This is a genomic window from Pseudoalteromonas sp. S1727 (genome assembly GCF_005886375.1).
GTDB lineage: Bacteria > Pseudomonadota > Gammaproteobacteria > Enterobacterales > Alteromonadaceae > Pseudoalteromonas > Pseudoalteromonas haloplanktis.
Genome location: NZ_PNDT01000030.1, coordinates 22,064 through 38,576, shown reverse-complemented (window position 1 = coordinate 38,576; position 16,513 = coordinate 22,064). Strand labels below are relative to the sequence as shown.

Here is a 16,513-nt window from a genome sequence, read left to right as displayed (position 1 = left end):
CATGGATGCAGGAGGTAGAGCAATGCAGGAGCAATTGCCGAGAACAACTACATGTCAAAATTTATGCCTTGTTATCACTGTATTTATCTGTCGCTATAAATGGTCAGTAACTTAACACGATTGGTATAAAAAGGGTGATCAGTATTCATTCAGATGGGAACTGAGCTTGTAAATTTATACATAAATAAAGTACACAGCGGTAACTCTGCAAAGGTGTTCGTTAGTAACCTTTTAAGTTGTAGAGAAGATATTATGCTGCATAAAAAAGTTTATAGCAGCAATATGCGCTAGGTTAGACGCTGTGGCATTTTTTATATTTTTTTCCACTACCGCATGGGCATTCGTCATTACGACTAACTTTTATATCCGCAACTGGAAATATCTCGCCATCAAGGTAGCGCCATAACCCATTCTCTTTAATAAAATTTGATTTCTCATGTAGCTGACAAAATAGATTTTGATAAAAATAACTAACGCAAAACTCAACATCCGCAGTCAACTCGTGTTGTTCGGCATCGATCACCGATAACTTTATAAAGCGACAGCTGTTAGCAAAAGCAGCAATTTCATTGACTGGGTTCTCAGTTTGTTTTTCTTGAGCATAAGTTTGATATATGTACTTGGCGTTTTTTAATGCATAAGCAACGTAGCGAGAGCGCATAAGTTGCTCCGCTGTGTTTGCTTGCTCTGTGCCTAAATGGAGCTTTTGGCAGCAGTCTTGGTAACTTTGTTGACTGCCGCATAAGCAATTACTGTGGGTAAGTGAAGTCATGCAAAATCGTTTTGATAGAAAAGCGGTATTTTAACAGCTTATTGCGGCAATGCTATATCTGTACTTTGTTGAGTTTTAGTAAAGCAATATAGTTTTGCACTTGCTTGGTCTAAGTTTAGCGATAGATCAGCAATTTGATTATCTTTTACAATGTCAGTCCAGGTGATCACGGCTGCAAAATTACCATTATGTAATGCCGAGTTTAGTACATACTCTAAGTTTACAAGATGTTTTTGGCGTATTACGAGTAGTTTACTAGTATCAATAGAACATGAATCAAGCAATGCCTTGCTAGGTACATGATCGGGTGCAATGAGTAGTGTCCATGCATTTTGGTTATTGTAATGGTGTAATACTTTAAGTAATTCAAAGGTTGCTGAGATCTCATCTTCAATTTGAATTAAGTTAACAGATGAACTTTGATTATCTTGTTGGTAGCTTTTAACAGTTCTTATAGTAATTGGCTGTAACATAATGTTCACTCACTGGTTGTTTATACAGTATATGTATACAGTAGTTTATACAGTTGTTTGACGCAAGTGTTTTTTGCTAATTTTTTATACGATTTTTAATGTTAATGTACTTTCTCAAGTCGTTTTGGAATTGTTTCTCACAGATCTGGAATAGAAAGTCAGGTGTGGCAAGGGCTACAGAGGTGGTAATTGCGTTCCCTGTTGGGGTTTTTCTCATTGGGGTTGGAATTCGTATGTTGAACTACAAACAGGCTGAAACATGAAATAGTTAAACCAGAAGCGATAATGTATCTTTTTTTGTATTTAATACAGCATATATAGTGATCGACATTTATGCAGGATATTGCGTATGTAGTACTCAGAATTTTAAAATTCGTAAGGCAAGTTTGAGTGAGAAACAGACGATCGGGTAAACTCATTTTTGGACAGAAGTGAGTTAAACCGGAAAGGCAAGCTTTCAGCACCTTGATGAAGTTCGGCTAAGAGCGATTGGTCATTGAGATTGACTAAATATAATTGCTTATTGAGTAGAATTTAAGTGTAATGGATACATAGTTAACGCTGAGCAATGCAGGGAAAGCTTAAACTATAATAGGTAAGCCGATTTAGCTAGAACCTTTAAAAAGCAAACTCCCATAGTATAAACAACACCAACTCTGACACACCGAGCAGCTAGCGCCTCAGTTCAACAAGCGATTATGCAACATAAACTGCCTGTCGCATAAATACTAAATGATGGATAACATTGTTCAAATATTTATATCTTGGTTTCCCTTGCTGCTTGTTTTATTCATTATGTGGGTGATACCAATCATACTCATTGCTAGGTCACAAAAAAGTGGGAAGTCAAGAGAAGTTAGCATGGATAGTCGCCTGTTTGTTTATTAGCTGGTTTTGTTTACTCTTATTTATGCTAATCGCACCACTGAAGCTTGATGACAAATAGAGGCACCTAAAAAGCGTTTCGTGTTCATCAATATACCCTAGTCAAAAATAGTAATTTGGTGCTGTTAGCGCATTAAATTAGGTTTTGATTTATAGCTTTTATAACGGCTTGAGTGCGGTCTTTTACGTCTAATTTAGCAAGAATTTGTGACACATGATTGCGGATAGTCCCCTCAGAATTATCTAACTTTTTGGCAATCACTTTGTTCGACATGCCTAAAGACATACACTGTAATACGGTTTGTTCTTTGTCCGTTAAGCAGAGCTGAGGGCTTAGTTGCTTTTTGAGTAAAAAATCAGTTACCGCACTTTGTAAGACTCGCTCACCCGCGACGACCTGCTTGATAGCGCTAATGAGTTCTTCAAGCTCAATATTTTTAAGCACATACCCACGAGCACCTAGGTTAAGGGCTTTGACTAATACATCACAATCTTCAAATGTGGTAATGATCAGCACGGGGGTTTTATCACCCTTTTCACGCATTTTTAGCAGTACGCCGAGCCCATCTAAATTCGGCATTCTCATATCGAGTAAAACAATATCAACGCTATGCTCTGCTAATAGGGCAAGCGCTTGCAAGCCATCTTCAGCTTGGGCTTCAATATTAATGGCGCTATCGAGGTTAAGTAAATTAGCGATGCCTAAGCGAACTAAGGTCTGATCTTCAACAAGTAGGCACTTTATCATGGCTATTTTCTTCTAAATTTAGTGGTAATGTCATGGTGTTGATCAGAGTTTCTTGCTCAAGATGTTGTGAAAATTCACCGCCAAACTGTGTCATTCGCTCATTTAACCCTGCTAACCCATTGCCTTGTTTTGGTAAGTTGGTTTCTGGTTGATTGTGATACGCTTTTGCAATCAACAGAGGGTGTTGGTCAACGTGAGATATACCTACATGCAAAGTAAAGTGGTTTGCTTTGGTATGTTTAAGTGTGTTGCTGATCATCTCTTGGCTAAACCGTAATACACACAGGGCATAGTCTTGAGGGAGTTGCTCAGTCTCCTTACTTAGCTGGAGATCGCAGCGTAAATTAGGTGTCAGTTCGCAAATGGCTTCGAGTACTTGTTTGAGTATTGTTTTGTCATTGCGCTGAGCTGAAACGATTTCGCGCACCTCTGCCAGCACTTCTTGGCTAAGTTGGTGGCAAAGAGACAGGGTTTCAACGGTTGCTTCGTTTGCTGCTCTTTTAGCAAAATCTAAATTAATGCTGAGCGCGGTGAGCTTATGGCCGAGTGAGTCATGGAGCTCGCGTGATATATTTTGTCGCTCTTGCGCTGCATGCATGGCGCCCATCATGTGTTGAGTGGCTTTTAACTCTTTGTAGTTTTGTCGGGATTGGTAATGTGTATTTAAACTTTCGACAATCCGGCGACTGATAAACCAATTCATCAAACAAAAGAAAAACCAAATAGTAAAGGTGATCCAAGGTATGCCATTTTCCCAGCGCGAATAATGCGTTAGACCATAAACTAGCATGGCGGCTACAACACAAGCCAGTATTTTAGGCAGTGAAAAGTGAGGGCTAAAAACAGCGGTAAACATAACCAAGTGAATAAAAACTAAGGACGTTGAGCTAAGTTGCATCATTACTAATATGAGCAGAAAATAACTTACCGCCACACCATAAACATATTTGTTGGGCTGTTTTAATACATAGAGCAAAATAGCTAATATAGAGCTACTCACCAAAATTTGTAAATACAGTGCTAGTTCAGAGTTTGCATAATATGCACACGCTGATGTAACACCCAGCCAAGAGGCCAATGTTGAGAAACGCCAATCGGTTGTATGTCGTATGTTTGATTCCATTACTACAGCCATGTTTTTTAGCAATTATTACAGAACTAGCATTGTAAAAACAGTGACATCTGTCATAGCGTTGGCTATGAGTTTTGTGACTAGTCCCACGCTAACTCATTAATTTATGCTTTTATTAACGCAGGATAATAGTTGGGCATATTAATGAATAAAGAAAGTCGATTACACTACATTGATAATTTACGAAGCCTCGCACTATTGCTCGGCATTGTGTTTCATGCTGCACTGGCTTACAGCCCATTTTTTAGCAATATTTGGTTTACGGCTGATCCAAGCACACATCGTCTATTTGACTACATCACGCATTCTCTGCACTTATTTCGTATGCCATTGTTTTTTATTATTGCAGGGTTTTGCAGTGCATTGTTAATTGCTAAATCGAGTAGCCGGCATTTTTTACGCCATCGCAGTAAACATATTTTATTGCCTTTTATTGTTTTTTTACCTTTAGGTTTTGCGGTTTATTTTCATGCCTTGAGTTTTGGGGCCAGTATAGCTAAACCAATACCACCGATATTTGCTGTGTTTCAAGTCATTAAAGAGCCTGTCATTAGCACCATGCACTTATGGTTTTTGTGGAATTTATTTCAGTTTTGCTTGATACATTGGCTGCTAAAAAAGAGTAACTTGTTAGGAGGTAAGCTTGATGGGCTTGGTTATAATCCATTATTTTTGTGGGGGGCGCTTCCTACTTTATTAGCGCTGTCACTCATGGGGCAATCTATTCCATTTCCTGCGCCCGATAAACTCACGCCTCAGCTGTGGTCGTATGGGTTTTACGGCAGTTTTTATTGGTTAGGGGTGGGGATCTATAAGAAGCAGCATAAACTTTCCTCATATCACAAGTATTTATGGCCTATTAGCGTTGGTGCGGCTTTATCTCTTATTGCTTATTTTGCTTTGTTACCAGTAGCGCCTACTCTCGATGAAGTAATTAACGCTGCAAGCACAGGGCATTTTGCAGTAAAGCAACAACACGCGCTGCATGTTGTTCTGCAAGTTACGAGCATCATTTTGTTAACAGCTATGGCGTTTTTACTTGGGCATCGTTTTTTAAATTATGAAAGTAAGTTTAGTCTTAGCGTCTCAAATTCTTCATACTGGATTTACTTAATCCATGTTCCTGTGTTGATTTATATACAGATGCCATTAATTAATACTAATTTGCCAGTTTTAGTAAAGTTTATAGTTAGCGTGGTTGTTACATTACTTATAGGTCAAATAAGTTATTTATTAATAGTAAAAAATACGTGGTTGGGCGCACTACTCAATGGTAGGCGAACCAATAAAAAGGTAATACAGCGAGCTTAAATATCGTCACTTGGTAATGACCTAAAAGCAGCAAAACTGACACATTAATAGCTATATAAAGGAATACGATTATGCAAGCAGTAGTAATCAAATCAATAACGGCCACCATTCAAAGAGGGGCTATCAAAGCTGACGGTAAGTTTACGTTAACCGATAGCGATGTAACCTTTACTCCATTTAATACGAAATTTGGGCTAGGGCCCTACACCTTTTCACGACGTGAAATTGTGAAGGTGAGTAAATGCACAGGTAAAGTTGCGGGTATTTTCCCTTTTACACACGATGCGATTGAGATCGTATTAAGTGATGACAATAAATATCAATTTATTGTGTCAAACGCAGGTGAGTGGATTAAATTACTTACTCAATAGTGCGAAGCGCAATGGCAGGTAATTCATCAAAATAGTTATTGTTTTAATGTACCTAATAATGCGCATATAAAAATATGACGCTATTTTAATTTGGTATTCAGTAAAAACATGAATTTGATAAACACGTTATTGCTTAAGCTCGGTTTGGGTAAAAAAAGCTCATCCGCTCATCGTGTTAGGGAAGAAGCTATCAAATAACAATAATGTGCTAGTTAAGTTGCTCGAGAAGAGTTTGGAAAGAGCGTTATGTTATTTCGTCTATTGGTCGATGTATCTGCAGGAGTAAGGTTGATTGGAAAAAATCAATCGTAGGTGTAAAGATCATAAACAAAAATTGGTTAATGATTCAGCAATATCAACAACGTTGTTCGGTCAGCAGTGTAAAAGGTAAGGTTTACCACTCGAAGTACTTTTTGCTGGTATTGATTTTAAAAATGACCGGAAAAACTCTTGTTTATATACGGACTGGTAAGATGGAGCTTTACGTTGCCCTCTGACACAATTACTGAAATAACAGCTGTTGTAATTTTAATTTTCCTCATTCCAGCTTTCAATGATAAATTTGACAGGTTCCAGCTGCGCATGAGAAATTTTCAAAGTTTCTATGAGAAATTCACCTATCACAACCTCGCTATAGATAATGCCTCATTCCAAGCTTAAATGAGAAAGAACATTATTGTACTTTCTCAAGTCATTCTGGAATTACTGTTCACAGATTTTAAATAGGGAGTCTTCGTAGCAAGGGCTGTAGAGGAGGGTGGTCATACCTAGTTTAGATCTTTCTCATAAAGGTTGGGTTTGAACGTAGCACGACAACAGGCTGAAATGCTGAATCAGCAAACGAGCAGTGTATATGGTGCTGGTGTGAGTACTGTGTAATTAACAACAGGCTTAGTAACTGCTAAGTAATAGATAAACTTCATATTCCTTTATTAGCTTTGCCTTAGCGCTCAGCAGACCCAATATGGTTAAGCTGTATGGTAAAAAGTAATACGCGTGTACCATTTGTATTACTTCGTTACAGTGGCTTAACCCTTGGGAACTGTCGCTTTGAGCTGGTATGAGTGACGTTACTCACTAAATGTCTTTAATAGCCAATCCCTTAAATACATAATTAATAAGCAAATCTTTATTTTTAAAGTTTATTAGGGGTTGCCAAGTAACAGTGCCAAAAAGAGGTATTTGCGCCACCCCTTTTTTTTGTCCGATAGGGATCAGCCCCATTTCCGGCATAGGTTTATGTGCCTTCGTTTTTTTACCTTGCTGTTTAGCAATTAGGTTTGCGGCTAGCTCTTTTGCTTGAGGCATTGCGGCTGCGGCCAGTTTTAAGTCTTTTAAATTAGCTACATCGCCTATTGCCCATAACGAGCTGGTGCCTGTAACTTGAAAATCGCTATTGACCTTAATAAGACCGTGCTCGCTTAGGCATTTGTTAAGCTGGGCTTGCATAAACTGTGAGTTGGCTTTGACCCCAACGGCGATATAGGTAATGTCTGCGTTAAGTTGGTGACCTGTGTGTTTATCGATATACGTGTCGTTTTGATGTTGGTAATAGTGGTTTGTTTGTATGTTTACACCCAGTGCTTGCAATTGTTTGGTGGCTTTTTGTTGGGTTTTTTTGCTGTAGCTGGCCAGCACACTGTCCGATGAATCAGCTAACGTTACATTTATATTAGGGTAGCTATATGCAATATCGCCCGCCAACTCAACACCTACAGCACCTGCGCCAATAATAAGAACCGATTTTGCTTTCGCTAATTCAAGCGAAGCATTTTTTAGCTCTTGATTTCGCTCCTCTAAAGTCAATGCATGGTTAGATTTAGCGATCGAAAAAGATGGATAACTTGATCCTGTAGCTATAATAGCTTGTTGAAACGATATAGAGTGACCATTTTCGAGTTGTGCAGTGTTTTCGGTTAATTCAGTAACAGTGGCTTGAATAAACTCACCCGAAATAAAATCTTGATAGCGTATTCTGGGTGTGTCTTTAACCTTATCGTAGTCTGCAATATTACGCAGTGTTGCCATAGTGACTTCAAAGTAATCTTTTCGGTCGATTAACGTCGTTGCAATGTTCGACTTTGCTAGCTCTTGCGCCAAAGTGGCGCCGGCGAAGCCCCCGCCAATAATTAGCGTGTGCGTTGTTGTATTCATTTGTAGGCTCATTCTAAAAGTTGGGTTAATTTTTATGTTATAAGGCTATTGTAGAGTGTACAAAAAATGCGACAATGAGCGATAATTGTATCTAGGTGTGCGTATATTATACATTGAGGCGATATGAAACATTGGAGTGAAATAAGAACCACTTATTTTGTTGCTCAAACAGGCAGTATTAGTGGGGCGGCAAGAGCTTTGGGTGTGCACCGGGCGACCATTCTTCGACATTTAGACGTGATTGAACATGAGTTAGGCGCAAAGGTGTTTTTGCGAGACGGCAAAGGTTACCAGTTAACAGAATTGGGCGAAGATTTACTGCGCGTTGCAAAATTAACCGATGAACAATTTAACGACTTTGCACGCCGCGCTAAAAGCCAGCAAGGCGAGCTAGAAGGGGAGTTTATTTTAACATCGCTAGATGCTTTAGCCCATTTGTTAATGCCCGCCGTACAGTTGTTTAGTCAAAAACACCCGAAAATACGCATTCGTTGGCTTACCAGTGCTGAATTGATGAAATTGGAGTATGGTCAAGCGCATGTGGCAATCCGCACGGGAGCTAAGCCACAAGACGACAATTATGTGGTGCTGCCTTTTAGTACGCTCAGTGTTGGCCTTTACGCCAGTGAGCGCTATTTACAACAGCATGGTATACCTAATCACGAAGCTGACTTAACAAAACACCAATTTGTATTAGCCGACGAAGCCCCACAGCGTTTAGCTATTGTAAAATGGTTTAATGAGGTTGTGCCACCAGCGCAAATTGTATGTACCAGTAATAACCAAAATTTACTGCAACACGCCATTGTAAATGGAGTTGGTATTGGCTTTATGCAGTGCCAGTTTTCACAACTGCACGGTAATGTAAGTCGTGTTTTACCTCATATTCAATGGGACTTTGAAAATTGGGTTGTGACTCATGGTGATTTACATCGCTCTGAAAAAATTCAGGCATTTTTAACTATTTTAAAAAGTGATGAGTATCACAACGCAATTGCTGCACTTAAATAAATCGTTTCCTGGTACAGCACAGTGGTATGGTTACTTTAGTTTTTTAAGTGGAAACTTAGCAGCGCTAAAATTAGCGTTAATTGTTATAGCTCGCGTTATGGAGCCTTAGGAATTAAATGTTTAAATTGCTGTTGGTGAATTTGTTCATACAGTGTAGCAGCATAGCACTTTGCATCTTGAAAACGCTTAGTTGATATGTGCTTTCTTAAATCTGTTAAAGCACTTGTCGCAGGATCATAACCTTGGCTACTGGCAAGACTTAACCATACCGCACCATGAAATACACTTTGTGGTACGCCTTGACCTTTTATAAAAAATAACCCCATGTAAAATTGTGCGCGATGATTACCCGCCATTGCGGCGAGTCTCATCCATTTTGACGCAAGGGGAGGTTGTTCATTTTTTAAATAATACAGTGCTTTATTCACTGTGTTGTCTGGTGTATCAGCTTTAGTATCACTGTGTGAATTGCTGTTTGGTTGCGTGATAAACGATAAAACATTATCTAGCTGTTGTTCTAAATCTAAGCCAATGGGCGAGGTATCTGTCATAGTGCCGCGTATTTATTGTTGTCTATTACCGTGTAAGTTTAGTTCAATACAAGGTAAATTGTCCTGCTATTGTTGAAATATATGATAAAATTACACAATTATTGTTATCTAAAATGAAATCCATTTATGCTTGATGCGTTATTTAAAATTAGCGAGCACAATTCAACAGTGCGCCGTGAATGTATTGCTGGCCTTACGACCTTTATTACCATGGTTTATATTGTTTTTGTAAACCCTGCTATGTTAGCTGAAGCTGGCATGGATCAGGGGGCTGCGTTTGTTGCAACCTGTATTGCTGCAGCGATTGGTTGTTTTATTATGGGCCTGTGGGCTAATTATCCGCTAGCGCTGGCTCCTGGTATGGGGCTAAATGCGTTTTTTACCTATGGCGTGGTATTAGGAATGGGTTATACCTGGCAGGCGGCATTAGGTGCGGTGTTTATGTCGGGTTGTATCTTTTTATTTTTAAGTTTGTTTAAAGTCAGAGAGTGGATCATTAATGCAATACCTTTGGTTTTAAAGCAAGCAATAGCTACGGGTATTGGCGCATTTTTAGCGTTAATTGCACTAAAGAATGCTGGGATCATTGTGGCAAGTCCTGCAACCTTAGTTCAACTTGGGGATATTACAGCAGCAGGGCCATTATTGGCTATTTTTAGCTTCTTTGTCATTGCTGCGCTGCTGTATCGTGATTTTAAAAGTGGCGTGTTAATCAGTATTTTAGCGGTGACTTTAATAGCGCTTAGCTTAGGCTTGGTTGAGTACCAAGGTGTGGTATCAATGCCACCTTCAATTGCACCTACTTTTATGCAACTTGATTTTGCTGCTGCGTTTGAACTGTCAATGTTGAGTGTTATTTTTGCATTTTTGTTTGTTGATTTGTTTGATACCTCTGGCACCTTAGTGGCTGTCACTCAAAAGGCTGGTTTAGCAGATGAAAAGGGTAATATGCCACGTTTAGGCCGTGCCCTTAGTGCTGATAGCACCGCGACTATTGCGGGTTCTATGTTGGGTACTTCTACAACAACGTCATACATTGAATCAGTTGCTGGGGTCTCGGTGGGTGGTCGTACTGGTTTAACTGCGGTTGTGGTTGGTGTGTGCTTTTTACTGATGATGTTTTTTGCACCACTGGCGCAAATGGTACCAGCTTACGCTACTGCAGGTGCTATTTTATATGTGGCGGTATTAATGTTGCAGAATCTTAAGTTTGTAAATTGGGATGATATGACAGATGCTATTCCGGTCAGTGTAGTATTGCTTATGACGCCATTAACTTTCTCTATTGCGCACGGGATTGCACTTGGCTTTATTTCGTATACAGCGGTGAAAGTATTATGCGGTAAGCGTGAAGAAGTAAGTGTCAGTGTCTGGGTTTTAACGGCTATGTTTATCGTTAAATTTGCGTTTTTATCGTAACTTAGTTTTTTATTATTAATGCAAAGAAAAAGTGGCTTACCACTTTTTCTTTGGTGCAAATAACACATCTAAATCGTCTTGTTCTTGTTCGGCTTTTTTCTTTCTAGCCGTTGCATTTGATGCTTTTAATTCTGTACTAATGGCTTCTAAGTAGCCTTCTAATTCTTGACGTTTACTGGTGATATAGTCATCGCTATAGGCGACTGCAGATACCGTTGCATAAGCTTTTTCGAAGTATTGACGCGCAGATCCAACCATGTTGGCAGAGCGAGCAGAGATACCTCGTTTAATTTGACTTTCTATGTTAATTCTTAATTGCAGTTTTTCTAAACGCTTATCTTCAGCAACAAAAACTTGGCTATCAACCTTACCTTTACCATGCTCAGAGCGAAGTACTGCACGTAACTTTTTTATTCCTTGGATCAATGTTATTAATTGCTTGTCGTTGTCAGGTAGGACTAGAGTTTCTGAATTTGTTGCATCGAGTTGGTTGCCTAAACGCTCTTTTGCTTCATTTAAGCGGCTTTTTAACTCTTTTGAATTGGGAGAAAGTTGCACCATAGTTACTAAAGCATCATGAATACGGCGCTGAACAATACGTAAAATATGCTCAGACATTGGGATATTAGCGCTGTTTAGGAGCACGTCTTCTGATTCTTCAATGATCTTTTTTTGTTTCGTTAAATCTTTGCGACGTTCGGTTTCTTGTTTCTCTTTATGTTGTTGGACCGCACTGACCCACAGGGCAATAACAATGAGTGCAACAATCAACATAATTATAATAGAAACGATCATGGTTTAAATCTCAGGTTTCACAAGCTAATAATTTTTTATCTTACATTAAATATACGCTAACTGGATAGTTTTGCGCGTTTTATGTAAGAAAAGAATTTACTTTATCAGTATTTATTATTACATATATTATGATTTTTCTATTACGTCAAAAAGATGGCTACCTCAATCCGAGGGTTTATGCTAGCCTAAGGACATAACCTTATAAAGCTGAACCTAAAGAGCCTTTTTCTATTATTAATTAGAAAACACTTGGCTTGACGCGATGTAGCATTTATAAATAAGCAGTATAACTACACTAAAAATTGCAGCCATGAAATTACAACAACTCAGATACATTGTCGAAGTCCAAAATCATAAACTAAATGTTTCAGCAACAGCTGAAAGTTTATTTACCTCACAACCAGGTATTTCTAAACAGGTTCGTATGTTAGAAGATGAGTTGGGTGTGCAAATTTTTGGCAGAAGTGGTAAACATTTAACTCACGTTACAAGTGCTGGCACTGAAATTATTAATATTTCTCGCGAAATTCTTTCTAAGGTAGAAGGGATCAAAGCGGTTGCCAATGAGCATACATTACCAGATCAAGGTAAATTAAATATTGCCACTACGCATACACAAGCGCGATATGCGTTGCCGAGCGTGATCCAAGGCTTTATGAAAAAGTATCCGGCAGTATCGTTACATATGCATCAAGGTACGCCACAACAAATTTCCGATGCGGCGGCTCGCGGAGATGCCGACTTTGCCATTGCCACAGAAGCTCTACATTTGTATTCTGATTTGGTGATGTTGCCATGTTATCACTGGAACCGCAGTATTGTGGTGGCTAAAGATCATCCACTTGCCAAAAAAGCGGAATCACTCACTGTTGCAGATATTGCACAGTATCCATTAATTACTTATGTATTTGGTTTTACAGGCCGTTCTGAACTTGATAAGGCATTTAATGCGCAAGGTCTTGAACCGCATATCGTGTTTACTGCAACCGATGCTGATGTTATTAAAACCTATGTACGCTTAGGGTTAGGTGTGGGTGTAGTCGCTTCTATGGCGATAGATCAAATATCAGATACCGATTTAGTCTGTATTGACGCAAGTCATTTATTTGAGGCGAGTACAACTAAGATAGGCTTTAGAAAAGGTAGTTTCTTACGTACTTATATGTATGACTTTATTGAACGTTTTGCACCGCACTTAACTAAGGAACGAGTTGAAAGAGCGAGTTTATTACGTAATCAAGAAGATGTAGACAAGTTATTTGCAGATATTGAATTGCCAGTTAAATAAAGGCGACTTACTAAATCAAAAAAGCCGCAGTTTGCGGCTTTTTTGATCCTACTAAACATTAGCACTCAATAATGTTCACAGCTAAACCGCCACGAGCAGTTTCTTTGTACTTGGTTTTCATATCATTACCAGTATCGAGCATGGTTTTTATCACTTTATCGAGTGATACTTTTTGCTCGCCACTGCCACGAATAGCTAAACGAGAGGCATTAATCGCTTTAATTGCCCCCATGGCATTTCGTTCAATACACGGTACTTGTACTAAACCTCCTACTGGGTCGCAGGTTAAGCCGAGGTTATGCTCCATACCGATTTCAGCGGCATTTTCAACGTGTACTACGTTACCACCGACAATTTCAGTAAGTGCACCAGCGGCCATAGAGCAAGCAACGCCGACTTCGCCTTGGCAGCCTACTTCAGCGCCTGAAATTGAGGCATTCTTTTTATATAAAATACCAATTGCAGCGGCTGTTAGTAAGTAGCGGGTAGCAATATCACGGTCCACTTCTTTTATAAACGTATGATAGTACATCAGTACCGCAGGTAAAATTCCTGCTGCGCCATTGGTTGGGGCTGTTACGACGCGGCCACCTGCGGCATTTTCTTCGTTAACCGCAAGGGCAAATAAGTCTACCCAGTCCATCGCTCGAAGTGGATCGTTACTGACTTCAATATTGAGCTTTAAGTATAAGCTTGGTGCACGGCGTTTTACTTTTAAACCACCAGGTAAAATCCCTTCAGTGCGCATTCCGCGTTCAATACAGGCTTTCATTACTTGCCAAATATTGAAAAGTTCATCTTTGATTTCATCTTCAGTGCGCAAGGTTTTTTCATTTTTCATCATCAAGCTTGATACGCTATACCCTGACTCTTTACACATTTCGAGTAATTCTTTGGCACTGCCAAAAGGATAAGGGGCTGGGTTTTCTTCGCGAATATCTAACGCTGCTTGTTTTTCATTTTCAAACTCTTCATCGGTGACAATAAAGCCACCACCAATTGAGTAATACACTTTACTGTGGAGCTTTTCGTCGCCTTTGTATGCGATGATCTCCATAGCATTAGAGTGCTTAGGCAAGGTTTTGCGGCGATGAAATACAATTGCTCCTTGCTTTGGAAATTTGGCTTTATGGACTTGATTTAAGTAAATAACTTGCTCATTTTCGATTTTGGCAAGTATGTCATCGACTAAATCTGCATCAATTGTTTCTGGATCATAACCGGCAAGGCCCAAAATAACGGCTTTACCTGAGCCGTGGCCAATGCCTGTTTGACCCAAAGAGCCATATAATTCGACTTTGATACTGGTGACATCGGTTAATAGCTTTTGTTGTTGTAGTTCGTTAACAAATAAACGTGATGCACGCATAGGCCCTACGGTGTGTGAAGACGATGGGCCGATGCCAATACTAAACATATCAAATGCACTGATCATAATAACTTTACTCTACTTTTTACTCAGCACGATTGCTGCCTTTGAACGGTGGCACATAATAACGTGTAATTCTAGCCTTGTAACCTTTTGTAAGACAGATTTAAACTGGTATGGCGAGCTGTTTTGTAAAGTTTTTTATAATGCTGGCCGTTGCTCCCCACAGTAGCCCGTAAGGAGTTGAAAATCCTTGTAAAGTAACTATTTCTCCGTGTCGCTCAAACGGTAATGGTTGCCAATTGTTTACATCAATGAGCTTACTGATAGGGATTAAAAAACTTGCTGATACCTCATTCTGATCAGCTTGCCAGTGAGTGTTTGGCGCAAGTAAGCCAACATAGGGAGTGATAGTAAAGCCTGTCAAAGTGGAATAGTTCGCAAGTTTACCGCTAATTGAGACTTGTTGAGGAGAAATATTCAGTTCTTCTTTAAGTTCTCGTAAAGCGGTATCACGCAGTGTTTTATCGTTTCGCTCATGCTTGCCTCCAGGTAAGCAGATTTCCCCAGGGTGGTGTTTTAAGTGAATAGGCCGTTTACACAATAATATGTGGGCTTGATGGTCAATATCAATTAGCGGCAATATAACGGCGCTCGCACGTTTCGATGCGCTCAATTTACTACTTCTTAGCTCGGTTTTTTCAATCGGTGCACTTAACTGAAACCGCGCTAAAAGTTGTTGAGTATTCACAGTATTACTTCAATAAGGGGAGAATTTTATTTACTTTATCGTAAGTTTCTTGGTATTCCAACTCCACTTGAGAATCTGCGACAATCCCACCGCCAGCCCAACAATAAATATGTTGGTTATGACACACTAAGGTGCGAATGGTAATACTGGTATCCATATTGCCACAGGCGCTCAAATAACCGATGGAACCACAATATACGCTACGGCGATGTGGCTCTAATTCTTCAATAATTTCCATCGCGCGTATTTTCGGTGCACCGGTGATTGAGCCACCTGGGAAAGCGGCTTTGAGCTGATCAACCGCAGTTTTGTCATCGGCCAATTGTGCTGTAATCGTACTCACTAAATGATGTACTGCCGGAAAGCTTTCAATGGCAAATAACGAAGGTACTTGTACGCTACCTGGTTTTGCGACTTTACCTAAGTCGTTACGCAGTAAGTCAACAATCATCACATTTTCGGCGCGATCTTTTGCTGAATTTTGTAGCCGAATGGCTTGTGCTGCATCAGCTTCTTTATCAGTACAGCGCGGTAGAGTACCTTTAATGGGCTTAGTTTCTATGTGCCCTTGGCTAATCGCGATAAAGCGCTCTGGCGAAATAGACACAATAGCCCCATCAGGGTGATTTATAAAACTGGAAAAAGGCGCTTTATTGGCGTCACGCAAAGTGCAGTAAGCTTGCCACGGCGAACCTTGATATTGTGCCGTAAAACGTTGTGCTAAGTTAATTTGGTAGCAGTCGCCACTTGTTAAGTATGCTTGGATTTTGGCAAATCTATCACTGTATTGAGCAAGACTCATATTTGATGACCAGTCATGGGTTATTGCAAACTCAGAGTAAGCCGGTGTTTTGGTTTTTAGCGGCTCAAGGTACAGGGCTTGTCTATCTATACTTGGTTGCGCGACGTAAAACCAATGCCCGCATTGCTTGTCGTAAATCAACGCATCTGGATATAAGCCAATCGCCATTTGTGGCATAGCAATATCATCGATGGCTTGCTCTGGTAGGTGCTCAATCACGCGACCTAAATCATAGCCAAAATAACCTAGCCAGCCACCCGTAAACGGCAGTTCTTGTCGTGGTTTACTGTGTTCAAGCTTAGCAAGCTCATCTTGTATAACTGCAAAACAATCTTTTGGGCTGGGTTTTCCATCAATATATGTTTGATTATTTTTTACTTCTAAGCGCATGCTCGGTGCGATAGCAATAACATCGTAACGGCTATTTACATGTTCGCTATTAGCGGAATCGAGTAACACGGCAAAGGGGAGATCAGCAAAATAAGCGAAAACCTCTACACAGTTGAGCGAAATGTCTAATTGAATACAGGTATTTTGTTGCTCTATCATCTATTTTTTACCCTGAAAAACTGGCTCGAAACGGGCTGGGAGGGTATCATAAGTTAAATTTTTTGGCAGCGTTTAGTTGCCTATTGCGTTACAAACCACCGTCACCGGTTTGATTTATGTTACGTGTATTAA

The 16,513-nt window shown here is 39.7% G+C and carries 15 protein-coding genes; 5 read left to right on the top strand and 10 right to left on the bottom strand.

From position 1 onward, the window contains the following. Positions 1–292: 292 nt before the first annotated feature. The 4 genes from CWB85_RS09290 to CWB85_RS09275 all read right to left on the bottom strand — a co-directional run bounded on the left by CWB85_RS09290 (position 293) and on the right by CWB85_RS09275 (position 4,001). Positions 293–772 carry a YchJ family protein gene (locus tag CWB85_RS09290; protein ID WP_016707554.1) on the bottom strand — a complete coding sequence of 160 codons (480 nt, stop codon included), beginning with the start codon at positions 770–772 and terminating at the stop codon, positions 293–295. A gap of 38 nt (positions 773–810) precedes the next feature. After that, the gene (locus CWB85_RS09285) at positions 811–1,245 is read right to left on the bottom strand and encodes a SulA-like leucine-rich domain-containing protein (RefSeq protein WP_029216051.1); all 435 of its coding nucleotides are present in this window, start codon (positions 1,243–1,245) and stop codon (positions 811–813) included. Between the two features lie 1,018 nt (positions 1,246–2,263). Then, complete coding sequence (locus tag CWB85_RS09280) at positions 2,264–2,878, bottom strand: response regulator (RefSeq protein WP_138554704.1); 615 nt, start codon at positions 2,876–2,878, stop codon at positions 2,264–2,266. Then, entirely contained in the window at positions 2,856–4,001 is a 1,146-nt protein-coding gene (locus CWB85_RS09275) for a sensor histidine kinase (protein WP_138554703.1), read from the bottom strand. Before CWB85_RS09275 ends, CWB85_RS09280 begins: the two co-directional genes overlap by 23 nt. Positions 4,002–4,154: 153 nt before the next feature. Between CWB85_RS09275 and CWB85_RS09270 the strand changes: the two genes are divergently transcribed. Continuing rightward, positions 4,155–5,321: an acyltransferase family protein gene (locus tag CWB85_RS09270; RefSeq protein ID WP_138554702.1), complete on the top strand. Its 1,167-nt coding sequence runs from the start codon at positions 4,155–4,157 to the stop codon at positions 5,319–5,321. A 71-nt stretch (positions 5,322–5,392) separates the two neighbouring features. Beyond that, the gene (locus tag CWB85_RS09265) at positions 5,393–5,692 is read left to right on the top strand and encodes a hypothetical protein (protein ID WP_138554701.1); all 300 of its coding nucleotides are present in this window, start codon (positions 5,393–5,395) and stop codon (positions 5,690–5,692) included. Positions 5,693–6,769: 1,077 nt separating this feature from the next. Here the strand turns inward: CWB85_RS09265 and CWB85_RS09260 are convergent. Further along, on the bottom strand, positions 6,770–7,846 hold the full coding sequence (locus CWB85_RS09260) for an NAD(P)/FAD-dependent oxidoreductase (protein ID WP_016707547.1): 1,077 nt from the start codon (positions 7,844–7,846) through the stop codon (positions 6,770–6,772). Between the two features lie 123 nt (positions 7,847–7,969). On the opposite strand from CWB85_RS09260, the gene CWB85_RS09255 reads away from it, so the two are divergent. Further along, a complete protein-coding gene (locus CWB85_RS09255) occupies positions 7,970–8,857 on the top strand; it encodes a LysR family transcriptional regulator (protein WP_138554700.1) in 888 nt (295 codons plus the stop codon). A 95-nt stretch (positions 8,858–8,952) separates the two neighbouring features. On the opposite strand, the gene CWB85_RS09250 is transcribed toward CWB85_RS09255, so the two are convergent. Then, a complete protein-coding gene (locus CWB85_RS09250) occupies positions 8,953–9,408 on the bottom strand; it encodes a tetratricopeptide repeat protein (protein WP_016707544.1) in 456 nt (151 codons plus the stop codon). Between the two features lie 126 nt (positions 9,409–9,534). Here CWB85_RS09250 and CWB85_RS09245 point away from each other — a divergent pair, with 126 nt between their 5' ends. Next, a complete protein-coding gene (locus CWB85_RS09245) occupies positions 9,535–10,827 on the top strand; it encodes an NCS2 family permease (RefSeq protein WP_016707543.1) in 1,293 nt (430 codons plus the stop codon). A gap of 36 nt (positions 10,828–10,863) precedes the next feature. Here CWB85_RS09245 and CWB85_RS09240 read toward each other — a convergent pair whose 3' ends face one another. Continuing rightward, the gene (locus CWB85_RS09240; protein ID WP_016707542.1) at positions 10,864–11,622 is read right to left on the bottom strand and encodes a hypothetical protein; all 759 of its coding nucleotides are present in this window, start codon (positions 11,620–11,622) and stop codon (positions 10,864–10,866) included. Positions 11,623–11,932: 310 nt separating this feature from the next. Between CWB85_RS09240 and cysB the strand changes: the two genes are divergently transcribed. Next, a complete protein-coding gene (cysB, locus tag CWB85_RS09235) occupies positions 11,933–12,910 on the top strand; it encodes an HTH-type transcriptional regulator CysB (protein WP_016707541.1) in 978 nt (325 codons plus the stop codon). 58 nt (positions 12,911–12,968) lie between these two features. On the opposite strand, the gene CWB85_RS09230 is transcribed toward cysB, so the two are convergent. From CWB85_RS09230 to pabB, 3 genes are all read right to left on the bottom strand, one after another. Then, positions 12,969–14,345, bottom strand: coding sequence for an L-serine ammonia-lyase (locus CWB85_RS09230; RefSeq protein WP_016707540.1), 1,377 nt, complete (start codon positions 14,343–14,345; stop codon positions 12,969–12,971). Between the two features lie 100 nt (positions 14,346–14,445). Beyond that, on the bottom strand, positions 14,446–15,030 hold the full coding sequence (locus CWB85_RS09225; protein ID WP_138554699.1) for a CoA pyrophosphatase: 585 nt from the start codon (positions 15,028–15,030) through the stop codon (positions 14,446–14,448). Between the two features lie 4 nt (positions 15,031–15,034). After that, entirely contained in the window at positions 15,035–16,381 is a 1,347-nt protein-coding gene (gene pabB, locus CWB85_RS09220; RefSeq protein WP_138554698.1) for an aminodeoxychorismate synthase component I, read from the bottom strand. Positions 16,382–16,513: the final 132 nt, after the last annotated feature.